Source organism: Pedobacter aquatilis (genome assembly GCF_032678425.1).
Taxonomy (GTDB): domain Bacteria; phylum Bacteroidota; class Bacteroidia; order Sphingobacteriales; family Sphingobacteriaceae; genus Pedobacter; species Pedobacter aquatilis_B.
Genome location: NZ_JAVTSG010000001.1, coordinates 1,319,789 through 1,336,883 on the forward strand (window position 1 = coordinate 1,319,789; position 17,095 = coordinate 1,336,883).

Genomic DNA, 17,095 nt, shown 5'->3' on the forward strand with positions numbered 1-17,095 from the left:
TAAATTCAACACTTGCAAAATAACACTTTTTCAACACTATTTGTTGGTCAAAATATCATCAAATTAAAAGAGGTTGATTCTACTAACAATTATTTAAAGAATTTGGCTTCAAATTCCGAGCCATTAACAGAAGGTACTGTAATTATGGCAGACCATCAATTTGCAGGTAGAGGACAACAGAATACAATTTGGCAAACCGAACCATGCAAAAACATTAGTGCAAGTGTATTTTTAAAGCCTGCCTTTTTACCTATCCAAAAGCAGTTTTATTTGAATATTGTGGTCAGTGTGGCCATAAGTGAAGCATTATCTTTTTTTTTACGCCATGAAGTAAATGTAAAGTGGCCTAACGATATCTATTACAAAGGCAAAAAACTTGGCGGCATATTGATAGAAAATTCACTGTCAGGTTCTATTTTAAAATCATCGGTAATTGGCTTTGGTTTGAATATTAATCAAGAACGATTTCTACCAGAATTGAATGACAAAGCCACCTCTGTATTTCAAATTTTACATAAGAATGTTGATTTACAGCTTGTAATGGAAAAAATATTCGTTTATATGGAGAAATACTATCTAAATTTGAAAGCAGAGAAGTATAGTTTTCTTCAGAATGCCTACTTAAAACAACTTTTAAACTTTGAAACCGTCGCCAAATACAAGCAAAACGGTCAGGTTTTTGAAGGAATTATAAAAGGCGTTCGAGAAAACGGTATTTTAGCTATGGAAATTGATGGAGAAATACACGAATTCAATTTTAAAGAAATAGAGTACATACACACAAAATAAACACACAATGAAAAAAATCACCTTGGCACTTTCTTTAGTGCTCTTTACTATTGTGGGCGCATTTGCTCAAATAGAAAGACCCGTAACATGGTCTTACGTTGCAAAAAAAGTAAGTAAAACGGAAGCGGTATTATATATCAAAGCTTCTATTGATGATAAATGGCATATTTATTCGCAAAATGTTAAGAGCGGCGGACCAGTAAAAACAACTTTCGCATTTGTGCCTTCTAAAGATTATAGCCTTGTTGGTAAGACAGCAGAACCTAAGGCAATAACCAAATACGAAAATACTTTTAAAATGAACGTTAGTTATTTTGAAAATCAGGTTATTTTTCAGCAGAAAATTAAATTAAATAAAAGCACAACTGCAGTAAAAGGTAAAGTAGAGTTTATGACTTGTAACGATAGAGAATGTCTTCCTCCGGAAGAAGTTGAATTCAGCATTCCTGTAAAATAAACTTAAGAATAAACAGAAAGAGTTCCGATAATTCGGAACTCTTTCTGTTTAAAGTAAAATCTATATTGATGGTTCTTCAACATTGAACGTTTTCCTTAATTTCGCCATTTCAAAACACACACAATGAAAAAGGTTATATTGTTACTTATGTTTTTTGCGATGCTGACCGCATTGCCGATTGCAAAAGGTAATGCACAAAATCAACAAGACACTGTTACTGCAAGTGTACCTGATGATATTCAATTTACAGAAGTTGGCTCAGCAGAAGATAAAGCTGCGAATAATGAAATAAAAGATTCAGTACCCAAAAACACAACCAAAGCTATTAAAGCCGTTGATGCGCCAAAAGCAGCTGAAACTGTTAAAGACTCACTTTGGACAATTTTTATTGCTGGATTAATTGGTGGCTTTATCGCGTTTTTCTTGCCTTGTATTTACCCAATGGTGCCTTTAACTATAAGTTTTTTTACTAAAAGAGCTGAAACAAAAGGAAAAGGAATAAGAGGCGCAATCATTTATGGCTTATCAATCATTGTAATTTATGTTGCGCTTGGCTTTATCATCACCTTGATTTTTGGTGCAGGTGCTTTAAATGAGTTAGCTACTGATGGCATATTTAACATATTCATATTTGCAGTATTGCTCATCTTTGGTATCTCATTTTTGGGTGCGTTTGAAATTACTTTACCAAGTTCGTTTGTTAATAAAATTGATTCAAAATCAGACTCTAGGGGTTTAGGTGGGATATTTTTCATGGCGGCAACTTTAGCCGTTGTTTCATTTTCATGTACTGGTCCGGTTATTGGTTCTGTGTTGGTTGCTGTAAGTAGCACCGGAGATTACTTAGCGCCAGTTGTGGCAATGTTTGGCTTCTCATTATCATTAGCACTAATTTTTACAGTTTTTGCAATATTCCCAAGTTGGTTAACTTCTTTGCCAAAATCCGGTGGCTGGTTAAATTCCGTAAAAGTTGTTTTAGGTTTCTTAGAAATTGCCTTAGCACTAAAGTTTCTATCAACCGCAGATTTGGCTTACCATTGGGGGATTTTAGACCGCGAGGTTTTCATTTCAATCTGGATTGTTATCGCGTTTATCCTTGGTTTTTATTTGTTAGGAAAAATCAAATTTTCTCACGATAGTGATGTCTCTTATGTGTCAATACCTACATTATTTTTAGGTGGCGCCGCTTTTGCGTTTGCTTTTTACTTAATTCCGGGTTTATTTGGTGCACCTTTAAAGGCGGTTAGCGCATTGGTTCCGCCATTATCTACACAAGATTTTGTAATTGGTCAGGAAAGTGCATCTGCTGCTCCTGCCGTTGCTCATGCAAAAAGGAAATATGCTGATTTCCTTCACATTCCACATAATATTGATGGATTCTTTGATTACGAAGAAGCATTGGCTTATGCTAAAGAAGTTAAAAAACCATTATTTTTGGATTTTACAGGTCACGGATGCGTTAATTGCCGAGAAATGGAAGCCAGAGTATGGTCTGATCCCCGTGTACTGAAAAAATTAAAAGAAGATTACATTGTAGTTTCTTTATATACCGATGATAAAACTGATTTGCCTGAAAATGAACAGTTTGAATCGGTTGTGTTAGGTTCAAAAGACAGCCCGGCGAAGGTAAATACAGTAGGTAAAAAATTTAAACATCTACAAGCTGAAAGATTTAATACGATTTCGCAACCATATTATGTACTTTTGGGTACCGATGAAAAAGAATTAGTAACTCCGCCAATAGGAGTTGAATTTGACATAGAAAAATATTTGCAATATCTCGATAAGGGATTATCGGAATTTGCCAAGAAACAAACAAATGAATAAGATAAAAAACATTGGTGTTTTAACCTCCGGAGGCGATTCTCCGGGCATGAATGCCGCAATTAGAGCTGTAGTAAGAGCTTCAATCTATTACGACATTGAAGTAACAGGTTTTCTTCGTGGATACGAAGGTTTAATCAATGATGATGCTTTGCCAATGGATCGTAAATCTGTTGCAAATATTATTCAAAGAGGCGGTACAATTTTAAAAACGGCTCGTAGCGATGCTTTTAGAACCACAGAAGGCAGACAAACCGCTTACAATAATTTAAAAAACAGAGGCATCGATGCTTTAGTGGTTATCGGTGGTGATGGAACATTCACTGGTGCAAATATCTTTGCGCAAGAATTTGACTTCCCTATAATCGGTTTGCCAGGTACAATTGACAATGATTTAGCTGGAACCGATCTGACCATTGGCTATGATTCTGCAATTAATACGGTTATCGATGCGGTTGATAGAATTAGAGATACGGCCGAATCTCACGACAGGCTTTTCATTGTAGAGGTTATGGGTCGCGATTCTGGATTAATCGCTTTGCGTAGTGGTATTGGTGTTGGTGCTGAGGCGATTATGATTCCGGAAGCAAACATGAATGCCGATGACATTTTACATAAATTAGAGCATAGTCGTAAAGATAAAGCCTCTAAAATTATTATTGTTGCCGAAGGAGATGATACCGGTGGCGCTTTTAAGGTTGGCGAAATTTTACAAGAAAAATATCCGCATTACGATACAAAGGTTTCAGTTCTAGGGCACATTCAGCGTGGTGGAAAACCAAGTTGTATGGATAGGGTTTTGGCCAGCCAATTAGGTGTAGCTGCTGTAGAAGGTTTAATAAATGGCGAGAGAAGTGTGATGGCGGGACAAATGAACCGAGAAATAGTTTTTACTCCTTTCGATCATGCAATTAAACACATTGATGCTGAAAAAGTAAGCTCGAAATGGTTGAAACTGATTGATATTTTATCTTTTTAAAAATAAAAATACTGCAAAAAGAAAAGTCCTTCCCGCACCGGAAGGACTTTCTCATTTATGCTCGGCTTACTCCGAAACAATTTTTTAATCTTCTAAAATTACTGCGGTACCACTAGCCGTAACCATAAGCATGCTGCCGCCCGTTCCAACCGTTTCGTAGTCTAAATCTACACCAACAATAGCATTTGCGCCCATCGCGGCAGCATATTGTTGCATTTCATTAACCGCAATGTCTTTACCCTCACGCAAAACACGCTCGTAAGAGCCAGAACGGCCGCCAACAATATCCCTTATCCCTGCAAACATATCTTTGAAAATATTGGCACCAATAATGGTTTCACCCGTTACCAAGCCAATGTATTTTACTATTTTCTTGCCCTCAACAGAAGGCGTTGTGGTTACTAACATAGTTTCGATTTTTTTGATATTTAGAATATGATTTTCTTAAAATGTTACAATTTTTTTTGAAAAGCTTGGCTTAATGCTATTAGGTTTATTCCGTCCCGCTTTCCGTTTCAATCTTTTGTTAATGTCAGTCTGAGCTTGTCGAAGACCTACATCAAAAGTATTTTCACTTCAATCGGGTTTAATTTCCGCAGGTTTCTACTACTATTTTCGGCAAAATCAAATCGCCAAAAAATAAATTTATGCAATCTCTTAACATTCTGCATCAATAGGTAAAACCTGATATTATGAAAACATCTAAAATCCTACTCATCCTAATTTGCATTTTAGCCCCATATTTTGCCATTGCACAAATGCCAGTACTAAAAGTTCAAGGAGTTAGTAACGAACAAAAAGAAGCTGTAAGTTTAAAAAAACTAAATATCGATGTTCAAATAACTGGCAATATTGCTACGACAGTTATGACTATGACTTTCCATAACGGCACAAACCGAATTTTAGAGGGCGAGTTAACATTTCCAATGCCAGAAGGGGTTACGGTTAGCAGATATGCGCTTGATATAAATGGTAAAATGCGTGAAGCCGTTCCGGTAGAAAAAGCTAAAGCTACAGAGGTTTTCGAAAGTATCGAACGCCGTCGGGTAGACCCAGGTTTGCTTGAAAAAGTAGAAGGTAATAATTTTAGAACAAGAATTTATCCATTACCTGCAAATGGAAATAGAACCATAATTATCGGTTACGAAGAAGAATTAAAGTTTAACAACGGTAATGCATTACGCTACCATTTGCCATTAGATTATAATCAAGCAATCGAAAATTTTAGTTTAAAAACCACCGTTTTCGAAAGTGTTTTAAAACCCGAGCTAAGCGAACAGCCAGATGGTAAATTCGACTTAAAAGCAAATGGAAATACCTATGTTGGCGAGATAAATAAAATCAATTATCAGCCAAAAAATGGTTTAACCATTAACTTGCCAAAGCGTAATGATTTGCCCGAAGTACAAATGCAAAAAGCTTCAAATGGCTATTATTTCCTAGTTAATGTTTTCCCTAAAACCCAAAACAAATCAAAACAGTGGGGAAATCATATTGGCTTAATTTGGGATAATTCATTAAGTGGATTACAACGCGATACCAAAAAGGAAATAGAATTGCTTGGTTTAATAATTGCTCAGAAAAGGAACTTAACAATAAGTCTTGCTACACTTAATAATCAGTTTAAAAATACGGGTACATTCATTATTTCAAATGGAAGTTGGACCAAACTAAAAGAGGCATTAGAAAAAATTGTTTATGACGGTGGCACCAACTTTAGTTCGGTAAATCAACAATCGCTTCAGGCTGATGAATACATTTTGTTTAGCGATGGCCTTTCAACTTTTGGGAAAAATACAATCGCAATAAATAAACCTATTCATACAATAAATACATCTTCGAAAGCAGATTATAGTACGTTAAAATACATAAGCCTTAAAACTGGTGGGCAATTTATAAATCTGAATTCGAATTCTACCAAAGAAGCATTTGAAGAATTAAACCAACAAAATTTGCAGTTTTTAGGCATTAAAAATGGTTCAGATGTTCGCCAAACTTATCCGTCAATTCGGGCAAATGTAAATGGTCACTTCGCCATAGCCGGAATTTTAAATGGATTAAATACCGAAATTACGCTCCAGTTTGGCTACGGAAATACAGTAGTTTCCGAGCAAACAGTAAGATTAAATGGAACTGAACATGCTTTAAATAGTATAGATGTGAGTAGAGTTTGGGCGCAAAAGAAAATCGCCGAAATGGATATTCAGTACGAAGCGAATAAAGATGATATCAGTGTTTTAGGTAAGCAGTTTGGAATTGTAACCAGAAATACTAGTCTAATTGTTTTAGAAAATCTGGATGATTACTTACGTTATGATATCACGCCCCCGGCAGAATTAAGAGCGCAATATGATATTGTTTTAAAGCAACGCAGAGCGGATATTAAAGAGCGAAAAACAGATTTATTAAACGCTGCGGTTGCAATGACAAAAGATTTAAAAACATGGTGGAATACAAATTTTTACTACAAAGAGCCAACTAAGAATATAAATGATTATCCAACGCCAATAAGAGATGCAGTTGCAACAGAGCGGGTTGTTATAAACAATCCTATTGCAACGCCCGCTCCACGACCAGTAAGTACGCCACCAGCACCACCACGAGCTGAAAGCGCCGTAGCAGCAGATGAAAAAGACCAATTAAATGAAGTAGTTGTAGTCGGTTACGCTACACAACGAAAAATTCTTCAAACTGCAAGTTCGACTGTTGTACGTTCTCAAGCTATGAGCAATACTAGTTTCGCATTGCAAGGAAAAGTTGCCGGTTTATCTATTAGTGATAAGCGAAAGGCAGTTCCCGAATCTCAGCCAGCCATCATTATCCCTGAGTTTAAAAGTGATAAAAATTACATGAAGAATTTAGTTGGCAAACCGGATAGCGCTTATCTGGCTTACCTAAAAATGAGACCAGATTATATTACTACGCCGATGTTTTATTTTGATGTAGCCAATTGGTTTTACCAACAAAATGATAGCGTAAGGGCTTTAACAATTTTAAGCAGTATTGCCGATTTAGACTTAGAAAACGCCGATTTATATAAAACATTAGCTTATAAATTAAAACAAACCGGTAATTATGCTGATGAAATTTTTATCACTGAAAAGGTTTTACAATGGCGACCAATGGATGCGCAAAGCTATCGGGATTATGCTTTGGCTTTGGCCGATGCTGGTCAGTACCAAAAAGCTTTGAATAACTTATATAAGGTTTTAACACAAAGTTACAATTCGCAAATTGCCAATAGAGACCAGGGAATAGAAGAAATTGTAATTGCTGAGATTAATAACTTAATCTCAAAACATGGAAACAAACTAAGCTTAAAAGATATCGATAAAAGATTAATTCAGCCTCTGCCTGTCGATGTACGTGTTGTACTAAACTGGAATAAAAACGATACCGATATCGATTTATGGTTAACCGACCCAACCGGAGAAAAAGGTTATTATGGGAACAACCGTACAAAGATTGGTGGAAGAATTAGCAATGATTTTACTGATGGATATGGCCCTGAGCAGTTTATGATTAAAAAAGCGGTAAAAGGAAAATATAAAATTGAAGTTAATTATTACGGCGATAGGCAAATAAATATCAGCGGACCAACAACTGTAACGGCCGAAATTTATACACATTATGCATCAGGCAAACAACAGCGCAAAGTAATTGTATTGCCAATGACTGCCGATAACAGAAATGGGAATTTAGTTGGCGAATTTAATTTTTAGTACTATTCGTCATTGCGAGGTACGAAGCAATCTTTCGGTTAGAGATTGCTTCGTGCCTCGCAATGACGAGTAATCGAATATGTAAGGTTAATTAAAGCAACAACTTAGCAACATCCTGCCAACTATTTACCCTTTCGTATTCGGTAATAAGTAAATTATGTGGCGAAGTGTATAACAAAGGGCGACCTTTAAAATTCACAAAGTTTTTAATACGATCATCAATCAAAACATCAACTTCAACAATTTTATTTCCGCAAAACATAATGTGTTGCCAATCTAAAAACGGAAAGTGTTCCGCAAGCCAATCGTATTTATCTACTAATGAATTTCTAAATTCCATTGCCGCCGAAACAATGTAAACATCATATTTTTCTTGCAAAGCCCTAATGACCTCCTGGCTATCCGGAATTACGGCTAAGTCGCGGAAAAATCCTGGCTCATTAATATATTCAAACCATTTTTGATTAACATCTTGTGGGATTTGCATGAAAACTTCGTTGCCAGGTTCGATCTCTAAATCAAGCGGCACGCCAAAATCGCGATTATAAAGTTGTATAAATTTAGGGATGACATCTGCAATAACTTCATCCATATCAATGGCAATTCTATCCATGTTGTAACAGCTAATATTTGTGTGGCAAATATCTTCAAAACAAAGAAATTAAACTATGTTTTTAATTTACAGTATTTTACTTATCTTTGCGTCCCCGCAGCACGAAGCTCCGGGAACTATGTTGAATACATAAATAAAATTGAAAAATGGCAACTAAAATCAGATTGCAAAGATTCGGTAAAAAAGGGAAACCTTTTTTCCACGTAGTGGTAGCAGATTCTCGCTCTCCACGTGATGGTAAATTCATTGAGCGTTTAGGTTCATACAACCCAAACACCAATCCTGCAACCATCGAAATTAATTTCGAAAAAACTTTAGCTTGGGTTAACAGTGGTGCACAACCAACTGATACCGCTCGTGCTATCCTTTCTTACAAAGGTGTTTTGTACAAAAAACACTTAGAAGGTGGTGTTAAAAAAGGCGCTTTAACTCAAGAACAAGCAGATGCTAAATTTGCTGAATGGTTAGATGCAAAAGCTGGTAAAATTTCTGGTAAAACAGAAGGTTTAGCAACTTCTAAAGCAGATGCTCGTAAAGCAGCTTTAGTAGCAGAAGCTAAGAAAAAAGAAGATAGAGCAGCAGCAATTGCAGCTAAAAATGCACCAGTTGCAGAAGAAGTTGTTGAAGAAGAAGCTCCAGCTGTTGAAGCTGAGGCTACTGAAGAGGCTCCTGCAGCAGAAGCAACTAAAGAAGAAGGCGCAGAATAATTTAATTTATTTTGATGCAAGAAATAGCGTTTCGAATTTCGGAACGCTATTTTTATTTAAACGAAATTCCAAAAATGTGCCCGTCATTGCGAGGAACGAAGCAATCTCATTTACAAATAATTCTTTGAATGAAATTGCTTTAGCTGATTAAGCTTGCGAAAAAAGCAAGTCTGACATGAAACAATAAAAAACAGTTTTTAATCAGCTTTGCAATAACGAAAAACAATAAGCTTTATGAAACACGAAGAAGCATTTTACATAGGTTACGTTACCAAAACCAGGGGTTTAAAAGGAGAGGTTCAAATATTTTTTGAGTTTGATGAATACGAACAGCTCGATTTTGATATCCTTTTTGCAGATATGAACGGTAAATTAGTACCTTACTTTGTAGCATCTGCAAAATTACAAGCCAATAAAACAGGCTATTTTAATTTTGATGATGTTGATCATATCGATAAAGCACAGCCATTATTAAAAAAGAAGCTTTACTTGCCGCTTGATAAAATGCCAGAACGTAATGGCGATGAGTTTTTCTACACAGATTTGAAAGGTTTTTTAGCTGTTGACGAAACTTTAGGCGAGTTGGGCGAAATCGTTGAGGTAAATGAATATCCACAACAATTTGTGGCAACGGTTCTGTATAAAGAAACTGAAATTCTTTTTCCTTTGAATGAAGATTTTATTGTGGAAATTGATGATGAAGAAAAAATTCTAACGCTTGATTTGCCAGAGGGCTTACTCGATGTTTATCTAGAAAAATAAATTAAGAATATTTCTTTGTTGAATCATTTAGACCTTAAGCGCCTCAACACATCCACCTTTTTACATCTTCCATTTTCCATATATTTGCACCATGCGTTTCGATATTATAACTGTTCTTCCGGCATTGCTAGAAAGTCCTTTTGCACATTCTATTTTACAGCGAGCACAGAAAAAAGGTATTGCAGAAATTGTGGTGCATAATCTTCGCGATTACGCTACAAATAAGCAAAAAAGTGTTGATGATTACCAATACGGTGGTGGTAGCGGAATGGTGATGAGTATTGAGCCATTCGCTGCTTGTATAGAAAAACTTCAGACTGAAAGAACATATGATGAAATCGTCTTTATGAGTCCGGATGGCGTTACACTTAACCAAAGCACGGCTAATGAGCTTTCTATTAAAAAAAATATCATCATTCTATGTGGGCACTATAAGGGCATAGATCAGCGCATTCGCGATATTTATGTAACCAGAGAAATTTCTGTAGGCGATTATGTTTTAAGTGGCGGAGAATTGCCTGCAGCAATAGTTGTAGATGCAGTTGTTAGGTTAATCCCTGGTGTGCTAAATGATGAAACTTCAGCCTTGTCTGATAGTTTCCAGGGAGAGCTTTTAGATGCGCCAGTTTACACGCGTCCGGCTGATTGGCGAGGGCATAAAGTGCCCGATGTTTTGTTAAGCGGACATGAAGCTAAAGTTAATGAATGGAGACACGAACAGGCTTTAGAGCGTACCAAACAACGTCGTCCTGACCTTTTGGAATAGAAGCATTTAGCCCATTCTATTGTGGATTTCATAAAGATTGTGGAAAAAATAAAAATTACTTTTTTTTATAAAAAAAAATCCCTAATATTGCAATCCGATTTTCACGGGTTGAAATATCGATTTAATAGCTTAAAATCATGGATTTAGTAAAATTTGTTGAAGAGCAGGCCATCGCGAAAAAAGATTTTCCTGCGTTCAAGTCTGGCGATACAGTGAGCGTACACTATAAAATTCGCGAAGGTAATAAAGAACGTATTCAGATTTACCAAGGTGTTGTAATTCAACGCAACAGTGCTGGTGCAAACGAAACTTTCACAGTTCGTAAAATCAGCAACAGTATTGGTGTTGAGCGTATTTTCCCTATCAATTCTCCAAACATTGAAAAGGTAGAAGTTAATAGTTATGGTAAAGTTCGTAGAGCGAAATTATTCTACTTACGTGCTTTAACTGGTAAAGCTGCTCGTATCAAATCTTTAAGAAAATAATATTCTTTAGAATAAGATATAGCCTTCACGATTAATTTCGTGGAGGTTTTTTTGTTTATAAATTTGTTTTATGTTGGATTCTGCATTTTTCGACCAGGTTTTCTGGGGTAATACTGTAAAGGCATACTTCCTTTTCGGAGGCATTCTTTTATTTGGATTAATATTTAAGCGAATTGTTTCGAAACTTTTGAGCAAGCTTTTGTTTAAGCTTTTTAAAAAATTTTCGCAACAATCGCATGATGAGGCTTTTGTTGCCTTATTGGTAAAGCCTATAGAAACTTTCATCCTGCTTTCAACATTATATCTTTCTATTAACCAACTTAAGCATCCGTTAGAAGTTGCACTGTTTCATTACAACAAATTAGTTGGGAAAGTTAAAGAATCAATTCCGGTAAGTATTGGCGATTGTATCGATAGGATTTTCCTCTTTATGATAATCTTATCAATATTTTGGATCATTTTGAGAATTATCGATTTCATCAGTCATGTTCTGCTTTTCAAAGCCTCACTAACAGATAATAAATCTGACGATCAACTTGTACCTTTTCTTAAAGAACTGTTTAAAACCATTGTTATTTTCATAGGCTTTTTTACACTTCTAGGCTTTGTATTTGAAGTTAATGTATTAACGTTGATAACTGGACTTGGAATAGGTGGTATTGCCATTGCTCTCGCTGCTAAAGAGAGTTTAGAAAACCTAATTGGTTCATTCACCATATTTCTTGATAAGCCTTTTGTAGTTGGCGACTTAGTTAAAGTTGATGGCGTGGAAGGAACAGTAGAAAAAGTGGGTTTCAGGAGTACAAGAATCCGTACATCAGAAAAAACAATGGCAACTATCCCAAACAGGGGAATGATTGATGGCGTTTTAGAAAATTTATCGCTTAGAAACTCTAGAAAGGTTGGCTTTACCATTGGCTTAACTTACGAAACCAACGCAGGTTCAGTTAAAAATATCGTTTCTGAAATTGAAAGTTATATTACAGAGCGAGAAGGAACTGCAGATATAAACGTTTCATTTAAAAATTTTGGCGAGTCTGGTTTAAATATCGAGATTTCTTATTTCGTTACGATTTTAAGCTATGCTGAATTTCTTAAAATCAGACAGGAAATCAATTTGGAAATTATGGATATTGTGATGCGAAATAAATCTGATTTTGCTTATCCAACGCAAAGATTAATCAGTGATGTTCCTTTAGCTAACCGTGATAAAGAAGTTGGTAATGATGCAATGGATTAATTTTCCATCGAAATAATACTTCATAAAAAAGGCCGATTTGAATCATCAAACCGGCCTTTTTTATTTTAAGAATATTTTTGATTAACTTAAAGTCGCAAGGGTTGTTATTCCACCTTTAACAACCTGATTAAGTTCTACATTAACTTTTGTTCCTACCGGAAGAAAAACATCAACGCGTGAGCCGAATTTGATAAAGCCAAATTGTTCTGTTTGTTTAACATTGTCGCCCTCTTTTACGTACCAAACAATTCTGCGGGCTAATGCGCCTGCAATTTGACGGAATAAAATTGATGTACCGTTTTTATGTTCTACAACAGTTGTTGTGCGTTCGTTTTGTGTAGATGATTTAGGATTCCACGCTGCCAAATATTTGCCTGGATGGTATTTAAAAAATTTTACAACACCAGAAACTGGGTTACGATTAATGTGAACGTTAACTGGCGACATGAAAATAGAAACCTGTAAACGTTTATCCTTAAAATATTCGCCTTCTTCCGTTTCTTCAATTACGACAATTTTACCATCTGCCGGGCAGATTACCAGGTTTTCTCCAGAAGAAAAACTACGACTTGGATTGCGGAAAAACTGCAATACTGTTAAAAATAAAACCGCAGAAAGTATGTATATAAACCAACGTAACCAAGTTACATCGTAATATTTGTAATCAACAAAGGCGTTGAGGATAAAAACAAATAGTACCGTTAATGCGATTGATGTGTAGCCTTCTTTGTGTATGGTCATTTTACTAAAATTATAGCGCAAAGGTGCGAAAAATAAATTAATGTAATTGGAAATTATTCGCCTGTTGCCCGGTAAATATCTGTTAGGTTTCGTCCAAGTCCATTGTAATCTAAACCGTAACCCACCACAAATTCATTTGGAATTTCGAAGCCAATATAATCCAAACCTTCAATTTGATATTTAAGTGCGGCTGGTTTGAGTAATAGGGTGGCAACTTTAACCGAAGCCGGATTTTTATCTTTTATGGTTTTTAAAATGTGGGTTAGGGTTAAGCCGGTATCCACAATATCTTCAACAATTACAATATCTCTTCCCTCTAAATTATCTGGCAAACCGATAAGTTCTTTAACACTGCCAGAGCTTTCAGTTCCCTGGTAAGATGCAACACGCATAAAAGCAACTTCGCATGGCACATCAATTTCTTTTATTAAATCGGCCATAAATAGGAAACTTCCATTTAGTACACCAATAAATAATGGGCATTTTCCTTCGTAATCTACATTCATTTGAATGCCCAAAAGTCTAGTGCGTTTATTTAATGTGTCGTTCTCTAAAAAAATTTCAAACTCCTTATCTTCTACTTTTATTTTATGCATTTTATATTGTAATGTTAAAGGTTTCAGTCCCTTAAATTTGGCTATTGTCCGTTTTCAAGTTCTCTCTCTTTTCTTCGCTGTTCCCTTCGCTCCTGCCTTAATTGTTTTTTAGTTTTCGTTGTATCAGCGGGTTTAACTACCGCGGTATCTTTTTTTGCGCCGCCAAAAATACGATCGAAGAGGTTTTTATTCTTATCCTGCATTATGATTTGCGGCATTTCACTGTCGTCATCATCAAAAACAGTTGTATCAACAACGGCGGTATCAGGTGCTAAATATTGTCTTAAACCCTCACGTAAACGAACATTATAGAATCCGTATCCGGAAGTGTCGGATGGCGTTAAACCTCGTCTGGCCATAATATTTCCCATAAACCTGAAATAGTTGTACATATAAGGTTTAAGACTGCCATCGGCCATAAATTTGTACATTGAAGCTTTTGGTTTCGGTACAATACTGGCTAAAAATAAGCCATCACCAATGGTTAAATCGGCTGGTTGTTTGCCGAAATAATATCTCGAAGCTTCCCCGATTCCATAAATGTTTTGGCCAAGCTCCATAATATTAAAATAAACCTCTAACATGCGCTGTTTACTTACCAGATGATTGTGTTCAATCAACCAAACAATTAGAATTTCTTCCGCTTTACGGGCTAAAGTTTTCTGGCGACTTAAATAAACATTTTTAACCAATTGCATGCTGATTGTACTGCCGCCACGCTTAAATTTTTTCTCTTTATAATTTACGGCCATTGATTTTCGGATAGATTCTTCAACAAATCCGTTGTGGGTAAAAAACGACGGGTCTTCTGCTGTTAATACAGAATTGATGAAATTTTTTGAAATCGAATTTAGCGGAGTAAAATTTGGATTTGATGGGCCGATGGTGATGTCACGCATTGGCTTCCCGTATTCATATGGTGTGTAAACAAAAGGGCTGTTAATTTTCTGCAGGTTGGTTTTACCCCATTGTAAAATTTTAAAATCAACAGGTGTTAAAGTCGAGCTGAAACGAACGCTGTCCGGAATTTTTGTATCTAAGTAAAAATTCAAATTGTACTTAACTTTGCCTTGAACCCTTAATCCATCTAAAGATTCGAACAGTCCTTGTGGAAAAGCATCAAAAATCGCTTGAGCTTCTTGTTCCTCAGCATTTAATTTTAACTCGTAAATTTTATCTTTTCCTAAAGTATATTTTACAAAAGGATGAATAGAGGCATTTTTCAAGTATGCAGTTGAAGTACTGTCTAAGGCGATGTAATTCGGCCCAACCAAAACATCTGCATCCAGTTTGGCACTTTCAACAATGATATCATTCGAGGCAATTCGTGGCTGGTTTATCAACATATTTTTAACCGACCAAGAGCCTGAAATTTTATAATCGTCGCCACTATATTTGGCGTTTTTGAGCTCAGTTTGTAAAGTATCAAAACTCAGTTTTGCATGTAACTTATTATTTAGGTAAGGTAGCTCGAGTTTTTTGCCATCAGCGTAAGATGTAAAGCTTAATTCCTTGCTTCCAGGATCAACATAACCATCAATATGCCAAGTAGATTCTCCATTATTAACATCAATAGTCGATTTTAAATCGCCGCCATCAATTTTTGCTTCAGTTGCAAAACTTAGCTTCGCTGTATCGTGATCATTGAATTTAAAAACCATGTTTTTAACATCCATATCATCAGGGATTTTATACAAAACCTCGTTTAAAACATTGCTTGCAATATCGGCAAGGTTAACTTTTCCCTTGGCTTCGGTACTGTCTTTCTTTTTTCTTTTTAAAATGAAATCAATATTGGTTGTTGAATCTTTAAGCACAACACTTACAAAGCCATCATTAAGTTTAATCTCCGATAACTTAACGTTTCCAAAGATTAATGGAAATAACTTAACGCCAATACTTAATTCGTTGATGTTTGAAAGCGTATCTCTATCCTTAGGCACAACAGAAATTGCAGTCATTTTTACAGTGCTTAAACCTGTAAAACCAGCGCTACCAATTTTAACATCAAGATCATAATCTTTATTTGCCTTCGCTATGGCTTTAGCGACCATTTTCTTGAGTAGGGCTTCTCTTTTACTATAAGCAACCGCCCCTAATGCAATACAAACAATAAAAAAAACACCTAAAACCCAGGCGCCAATTTTTAAATATTTTTTTGGAATGTTAATTTTCGGTATCTGCATACAGTCGTTAAAATGGTTAATTGCTTAAACGTAACAATTAAATGTTTATTTCGTGTTAAAATTACAGTTAAAAACCCTAAATAAAAGTATTTATGGCGATGTTTTGTTAATTTTGAATTTAAATTAATCAGATGCAAATTAGCCCACAACAAGTATTAGATGCGCTTAAAAATGTAGAAGATCCAGATCTTAAAAAGGATTTGGTAACCTTAAACATGATTAAGGATTTAAACATCGTTGATAAACAAATCAATTTTACGCTTGAACTTACTACACCGGCATGCCCAATGAAGGATATGCTGAAAAATGCCTGTACAAACGCAATTAAACATTTTGTAGATGCAGAGGCAGAAATTTCTATAAACATAACCTCAAGAGTTACGCAACCTGTAAATTCATCATCGTTAGATAACATCAAAAACATCATTTTAGTTTCATCTGGTAAAGGCGGGGTTGGTAAATCTACTGTATCTAGTAATCTGGCAGTTACATTGGCTAAAGATGGTGCAAAGGTTGGTTTAATTGATGCAGATATTTATGGACCATCTGTACCTACAATGTTTGATTTAGTAGATGCAAAACCCGGTGCCGAAGAAACGGCTGATGGCAAAACTAAAATCATTCCGATTGAGAAATATGGTATTAAGCTACTTTCACTTGGTTTTTTTGCAGACCCTGGGCAGCCTGTGCCTTGGCGTGGTCCAATGGCATCAAACGCGGTAAAGCAATTATTTAATGATACAAACTGGGGCGAATTAGATTATTTAATTGTTGATTTACCTCCGGGCACTGGCGATATTCACATCACCATTACACAAAGTTTTCCAATTTCTGGAGCGGTTGTAGTTACTACGCCTCAACAGGTTGCTCTTGCCGATACACATAAAGGTTTGGCGATGTTCCGCATGCCAGGCATAAATATTCCAATTTTGGGCGTTGTTGAAAACATGTCGTATTTTACACCTGCAGAATTACCAGACAATAAATATTACATTTTCGGTAAAGGCGGCGGAACAATTTTAGCCGAACGTTTCGATGTTCCATTTTTAGGTGAGATACCAATTGTACAAAGTATTGCAGAAGCTGGCGATAGCGGAAAGCCAGTTGCTTTAAACCAAAACCCATTGATTGAAGAAATTTTTGGAGATATTGCAAGTAAAATTGCACAGCAAATATCCATCAATAATGCGCAAATGGCGAATTGCTAAAAAATTACTATTTTTATACC

16 protein-coding genes are annotated in these 17,095 nt (G+C 35.8%); 11 read left to right on the forward strand and 5 right to left on the reverse strand.

The window, feature by feature from the left end; translation table 11 throughout:
• The first annotated feature begins 12 nt into the window (after positions 1-12).
• The 4 genes from R2Q16_RS05605 (at position 13) to pfkA (ending at position 4,049) form a co-directional block, all read left to right on the forward strand.
• Complete coding sequence (locus tag R2Q16_RS05605) at positions 13-789, forward strand: biotin--[acetyl-CoA-carboxylase] ligase (RefSeq protein ID WP_316735650.1); 777 nt, start codon at positions 13-15, stop codon at positions 787-789.
• A gap of 7 nt (positions 790-796) precedes the next feature.
• A complete protein-coding gene (locus R2Q16_RS05610; protein ID WP_316735651.1) occupies positions 797-1,246 on the forward strand; it encodes a protein-disulfide reductase DsbD domain-containing protein in 450 nt (149 codons plus the stop codon).
• A 123-nt stretch (positions 1,247-1,369) separates the two neighbouring features.
• Positions 1,370-3,073: a protein-disulfide reductase DsbD family protein gene (locus R2Q16_RS05615; RefSeq protein WP_316735652.1), complete on the forward strand. Its 1,704-nt coding sequence runs from the start codon at positions 1,370-1,372 to the stop codon at positions 3,071-3,073.
• Complete coding sequence (gene pfkA, locus R2Q16_RS05620) at positions 3,066-4,049, forward strand: 6-phosphofructokinase (protein WP_316735653.1); 984 nt, start codon at positions 3,066-3,068, stop codon at positions 4,047-4,049. The genes R2Q16_RS05615 and pfkA overlap by 8 nt, the downstream gene beginning before the upstream one ends.
• 84 nt (positions 4,050-4,133) lie before the next feature.
• Here the strand turns inward: pfkA and R2Q16_RS05625 are convergent, their stop codons facing one another.
• Positions 4,134-4,457 (reverse strand): heavy metal-binding domain-containing protein, encoded by a 324-nt coding sequence (locus R2Q16_RS05625; RefSeq protein ID WP_316735655.1) that lies wholly within the window; start codon positions 4,455-4,457, stop codon positions 4,134-4,136.
• A gap of 284 nt (positions 4,458-4,741) precedes the next feature.
• Between R2Q16_RS05625 and R2Q16_RS05630 the strand changes: the two genes are divergently transcribed.
• Positions 4,742-7,771: a VIT domain-containing protein gene (locus R2Q16_RS05630; RefSeq protein ID WP_316735657.1), complete on the forward strand. Its 3,030-nt coding sequence runs from the start codon at positions 4,742-4,744 to the stop codon at positions 7,769-7,771.
• Between the two features lie 91 nt (positions 7,772-7,862).
• Here R2Q16_RS05630 and R2Q16_RS05635 read toward each other — a convergent pair whose 3' ends face one another.
• Positions 7,863-8,384: a 5' nucleotidase, NT5C type gene (locus tag R2Q16_RS05635; protein ID WP_316735659.1), complete on the reverse strand. Its 522-nt coding sequence runs from the start codon at positions 8,382-8,384 to the stop codon at positions 7,863-7,865.
• Between the two features lie 146 nt (positions 8,385-8,530).
• Between R2Q16_RS05635 and R2Q16_RS05640 the strand changes: the two genes are divergently transcribed.
• The 5 genes from R2Q16_RS05640 (at position 8,531) to R2Q16_RS05660 (ending at position 12,344) form a co-directional block, all read left to right on the forward strand.
• The gene (locus R2Q16_RS05640; protein WP_290240817.1) at positions 8,531-9,091 is read left to right on the forward strand and encodes a 30S ribosomal protein S16; all 561 of its coding nucleotides are present in this window, start codon (positions 8,531-8,533) and stop codon (positions 9,089-9,091) included.
• A gap of 234 nt (positions 9,092-9,325) precedes the next feature.
• Complete coding sequence (gene rimM, locus R2Q16_RS05645) at positions 9,326-9,853, forward strand: ribosome maturation factor RimM (RefSeq protein ID WP_316735662.1); 528 nt, start codon at positions 9,326-9,328, stop codon at positions 9,851-9,853.
• 91 nt (positions 9,854-9,944) lie between these two features.
• On the forward strand, positions 9,945-10,619 hold the full coding sequence (trmD, locus tag R2Q16_RS05650) for a tRNA (guanosine(37)-N1)-methyltransferase TrmD (RefSeq protein WP_316735663.1): 675 nt from the start codon (positions 9,945-9,947) through the stop codon (positions 10,617-10,619).
• Between the two features lie 137 nt (positions 10,620-10,756).
• Complete coding sequence (gene rplS / locus R2Q16_RS05655) at positions 10,757-11,104, forward strand: 50S ribosomal protein L19 (protein ID WP_370633640.1); 348 nt, start codon at positions 10,757-10,759, stop codon at positions 11,102-11,104.
• Between the two features lie 70 nt (positions 11,105-11,174).
• On the forward strand, positions 11,175-12,344 hold the full coding sequence (locus R2Q16_RS05660) for a mechanosensitive ion channel family protein (RefSeq protein WP_316735665.1): 1,170 nt from the start codon (positions 11,175-11,177) through the stop codon (positions 12,342-12,344).
• A gap of 81 nt (positions 12,345-12,425) precedes the next feature.
• On the opposite strand, the gene R2Q16_RS05665 is transcribed toward R2Q16_RS05660, so the two are convergent.
• The 3 genes from R2Q16_RS05665 to R2Q16_RS05675 are packed head-to-tail and all read right to left on the reverse strand — an operon-like array spanning position 12,426 to position 15,867.
• Positions 12,426-13,085 (reverse strand): phosphatidylserine decarboxylase family protein, encoded by a 660-nt coding sequence (locus tag R2Q16_RS05665; protein WP_316735666.1) that lies wholly within the window; start codon positions 13,083-13,085, stop codon positions 12,426-12,428.
• A 53-nt stretch (positions 13,086-13,138) separates the two neighbouring features.
• On the reverse strand, positions 13,139-13,681 hold the full coding sequence (gene hpt, locus R2Q16_RS05670; RefSeq protein ID WP_316735667.1) for a hypoxanthine phosphoribosyltransferase: 543 nt from the start codon (positions 13,679-13,681) through the stop codon (positions 13,139-13,141).
• A 41-nt stretch (positions 13,682-13,722) separates the two neighbouring features.
• Positions 13,723-15,867 (reverse strand): transglycosylase domain-containing protein, encoded by a 2,145-nt coding sequence (locus R2Q16_RS05675; protein WP_316735668.1) that lies wholly within the window; start codon positions 15,865-15,867, stop codon positions 13,723-13,725.
• A gap of 131 nt (positions 15,868-15,998) precedes the next feature.
• Here R2Q16_RS05675 and R2Q16_RS05680 point away from each other — a divergent pair, with 131 nt between their 5' ends.
• Positions 15,999-17,075 carry an Mrp/NBP35 family ATP-binding protein gene (locus R2Q16_RS05680; RefSeq protein ID WP_316735670.1) on the forward strand — a complete coding sequence of 359 codons (1,077 nt, stop codon included), beginning with the start codon at positions 15,999-16,001 and terminating at the stop codon, positions 17,073-17,075.
• Positions 17,076-17,095: the final 20 nt, after the last annotated feature.

Bases quoted from the DNA above. Each gene is read 5' to 3' on its own strand.
- R2Q16_RS05610 (WP_316735651.1), top strand. From the start codon at position 797: ATGAAAAAAATCACCTTGGCACTTTCTTTAGTGCTCTTTACTATTGTG.
- trmD (WP_316735663.1), top strand. From the start codon at position 9,945: ATGCGTTTCGATATTATAACTGTTCTTCCGGCATTGCTAGAAAGTCCT.
- R2Q16_RS05660 (WP_316735665.1), top strand. From the start codon at position 11,175: ATGTTGGATTCTGCATTTTTCGACCAGGTTTTCTGGGGTAATACTGTA.
- R2Q16_RS05665 (WP_316735666.1), bottom strand. From the start codon at position 13,085: ATGACCATACACAAAGAAGGCTACACATCAATCGCATTAACGGTACTA.
- R2Q16_RS05640 (WP_290240817.1), top strand. From the start codon at position 8,531: ATGGCAACTAAAATCAGATTGCAAAGATTCGGTAAAAAAGGGAAACCT.
- R2Q16_RS05675 (WP_316735668.1), bottom strand. From the start codon at position 15,867: ATGCAGATACCGAAAATTAACATTCCAAAAAAATATTTAAAAATTGGC.
- rplS (WP_370633640.1), top strand. From the start codon at position 10,757: ATGGATTTAGTAAAATTTGTTGAAGAGCAGGCCATCGCGAAAAAAGAT.
- R2Q16_RS05630 (WP_316735657.1), top strand. From the start codon at position 4,742: ATGAAAACATCTAAAATCCTACTCATCCTAATTTGCATTTTAGCCCCA.
- R2Q16_RS05625 (WP_316735655.1), bottom strand. From the start codon at position 4,457: ATGTTAGTAACCACAACGCCTTCTGTTGAGGGCAAGAAAATAGTAAAA.
- R2Q16_RS05615 (WP_316735652.1), top strand. From the start codon at position 1,370: ATGAAAAAGGTTATATTGTTACTTATGTTTTTTGCGATGCTGACCGCA.
- pfkA (WP_316735653.1), top strand. From the start codon at position 3,066: ATGAATAAGATAAAAAACATTGGTGTTTTAACCTCCGGAGGCGATTCT.
- R2Q16_RS05680 (WP_316735670.1), top strand. From the start codon at position 15,999: ATGCAAATTAGCCCACAACAAGTATTAGATGCGCTTAAAAATGTAGAA.
- hpt (WP_316735667.1), bottom strand. From the start codon at position 13,681: ATGCATAAAATAAAAGTAGAAGATAAGGAGTTTGAAATTTTTTTAGAG.
- R2Q16_RS05635 (WP_316735659.1), bottom strand. From the start codon at position 8,384: ATGGATAGAATTGCCATTGATATGGATGAAGTTATTGCAGATGTCATC.
- rimM (WP_316735662.1), top strand. From the start codon at position 9,326: ATGAAACACGAAGAAGCATTTTACATAGGTTACGTTACCAAAACCAGG.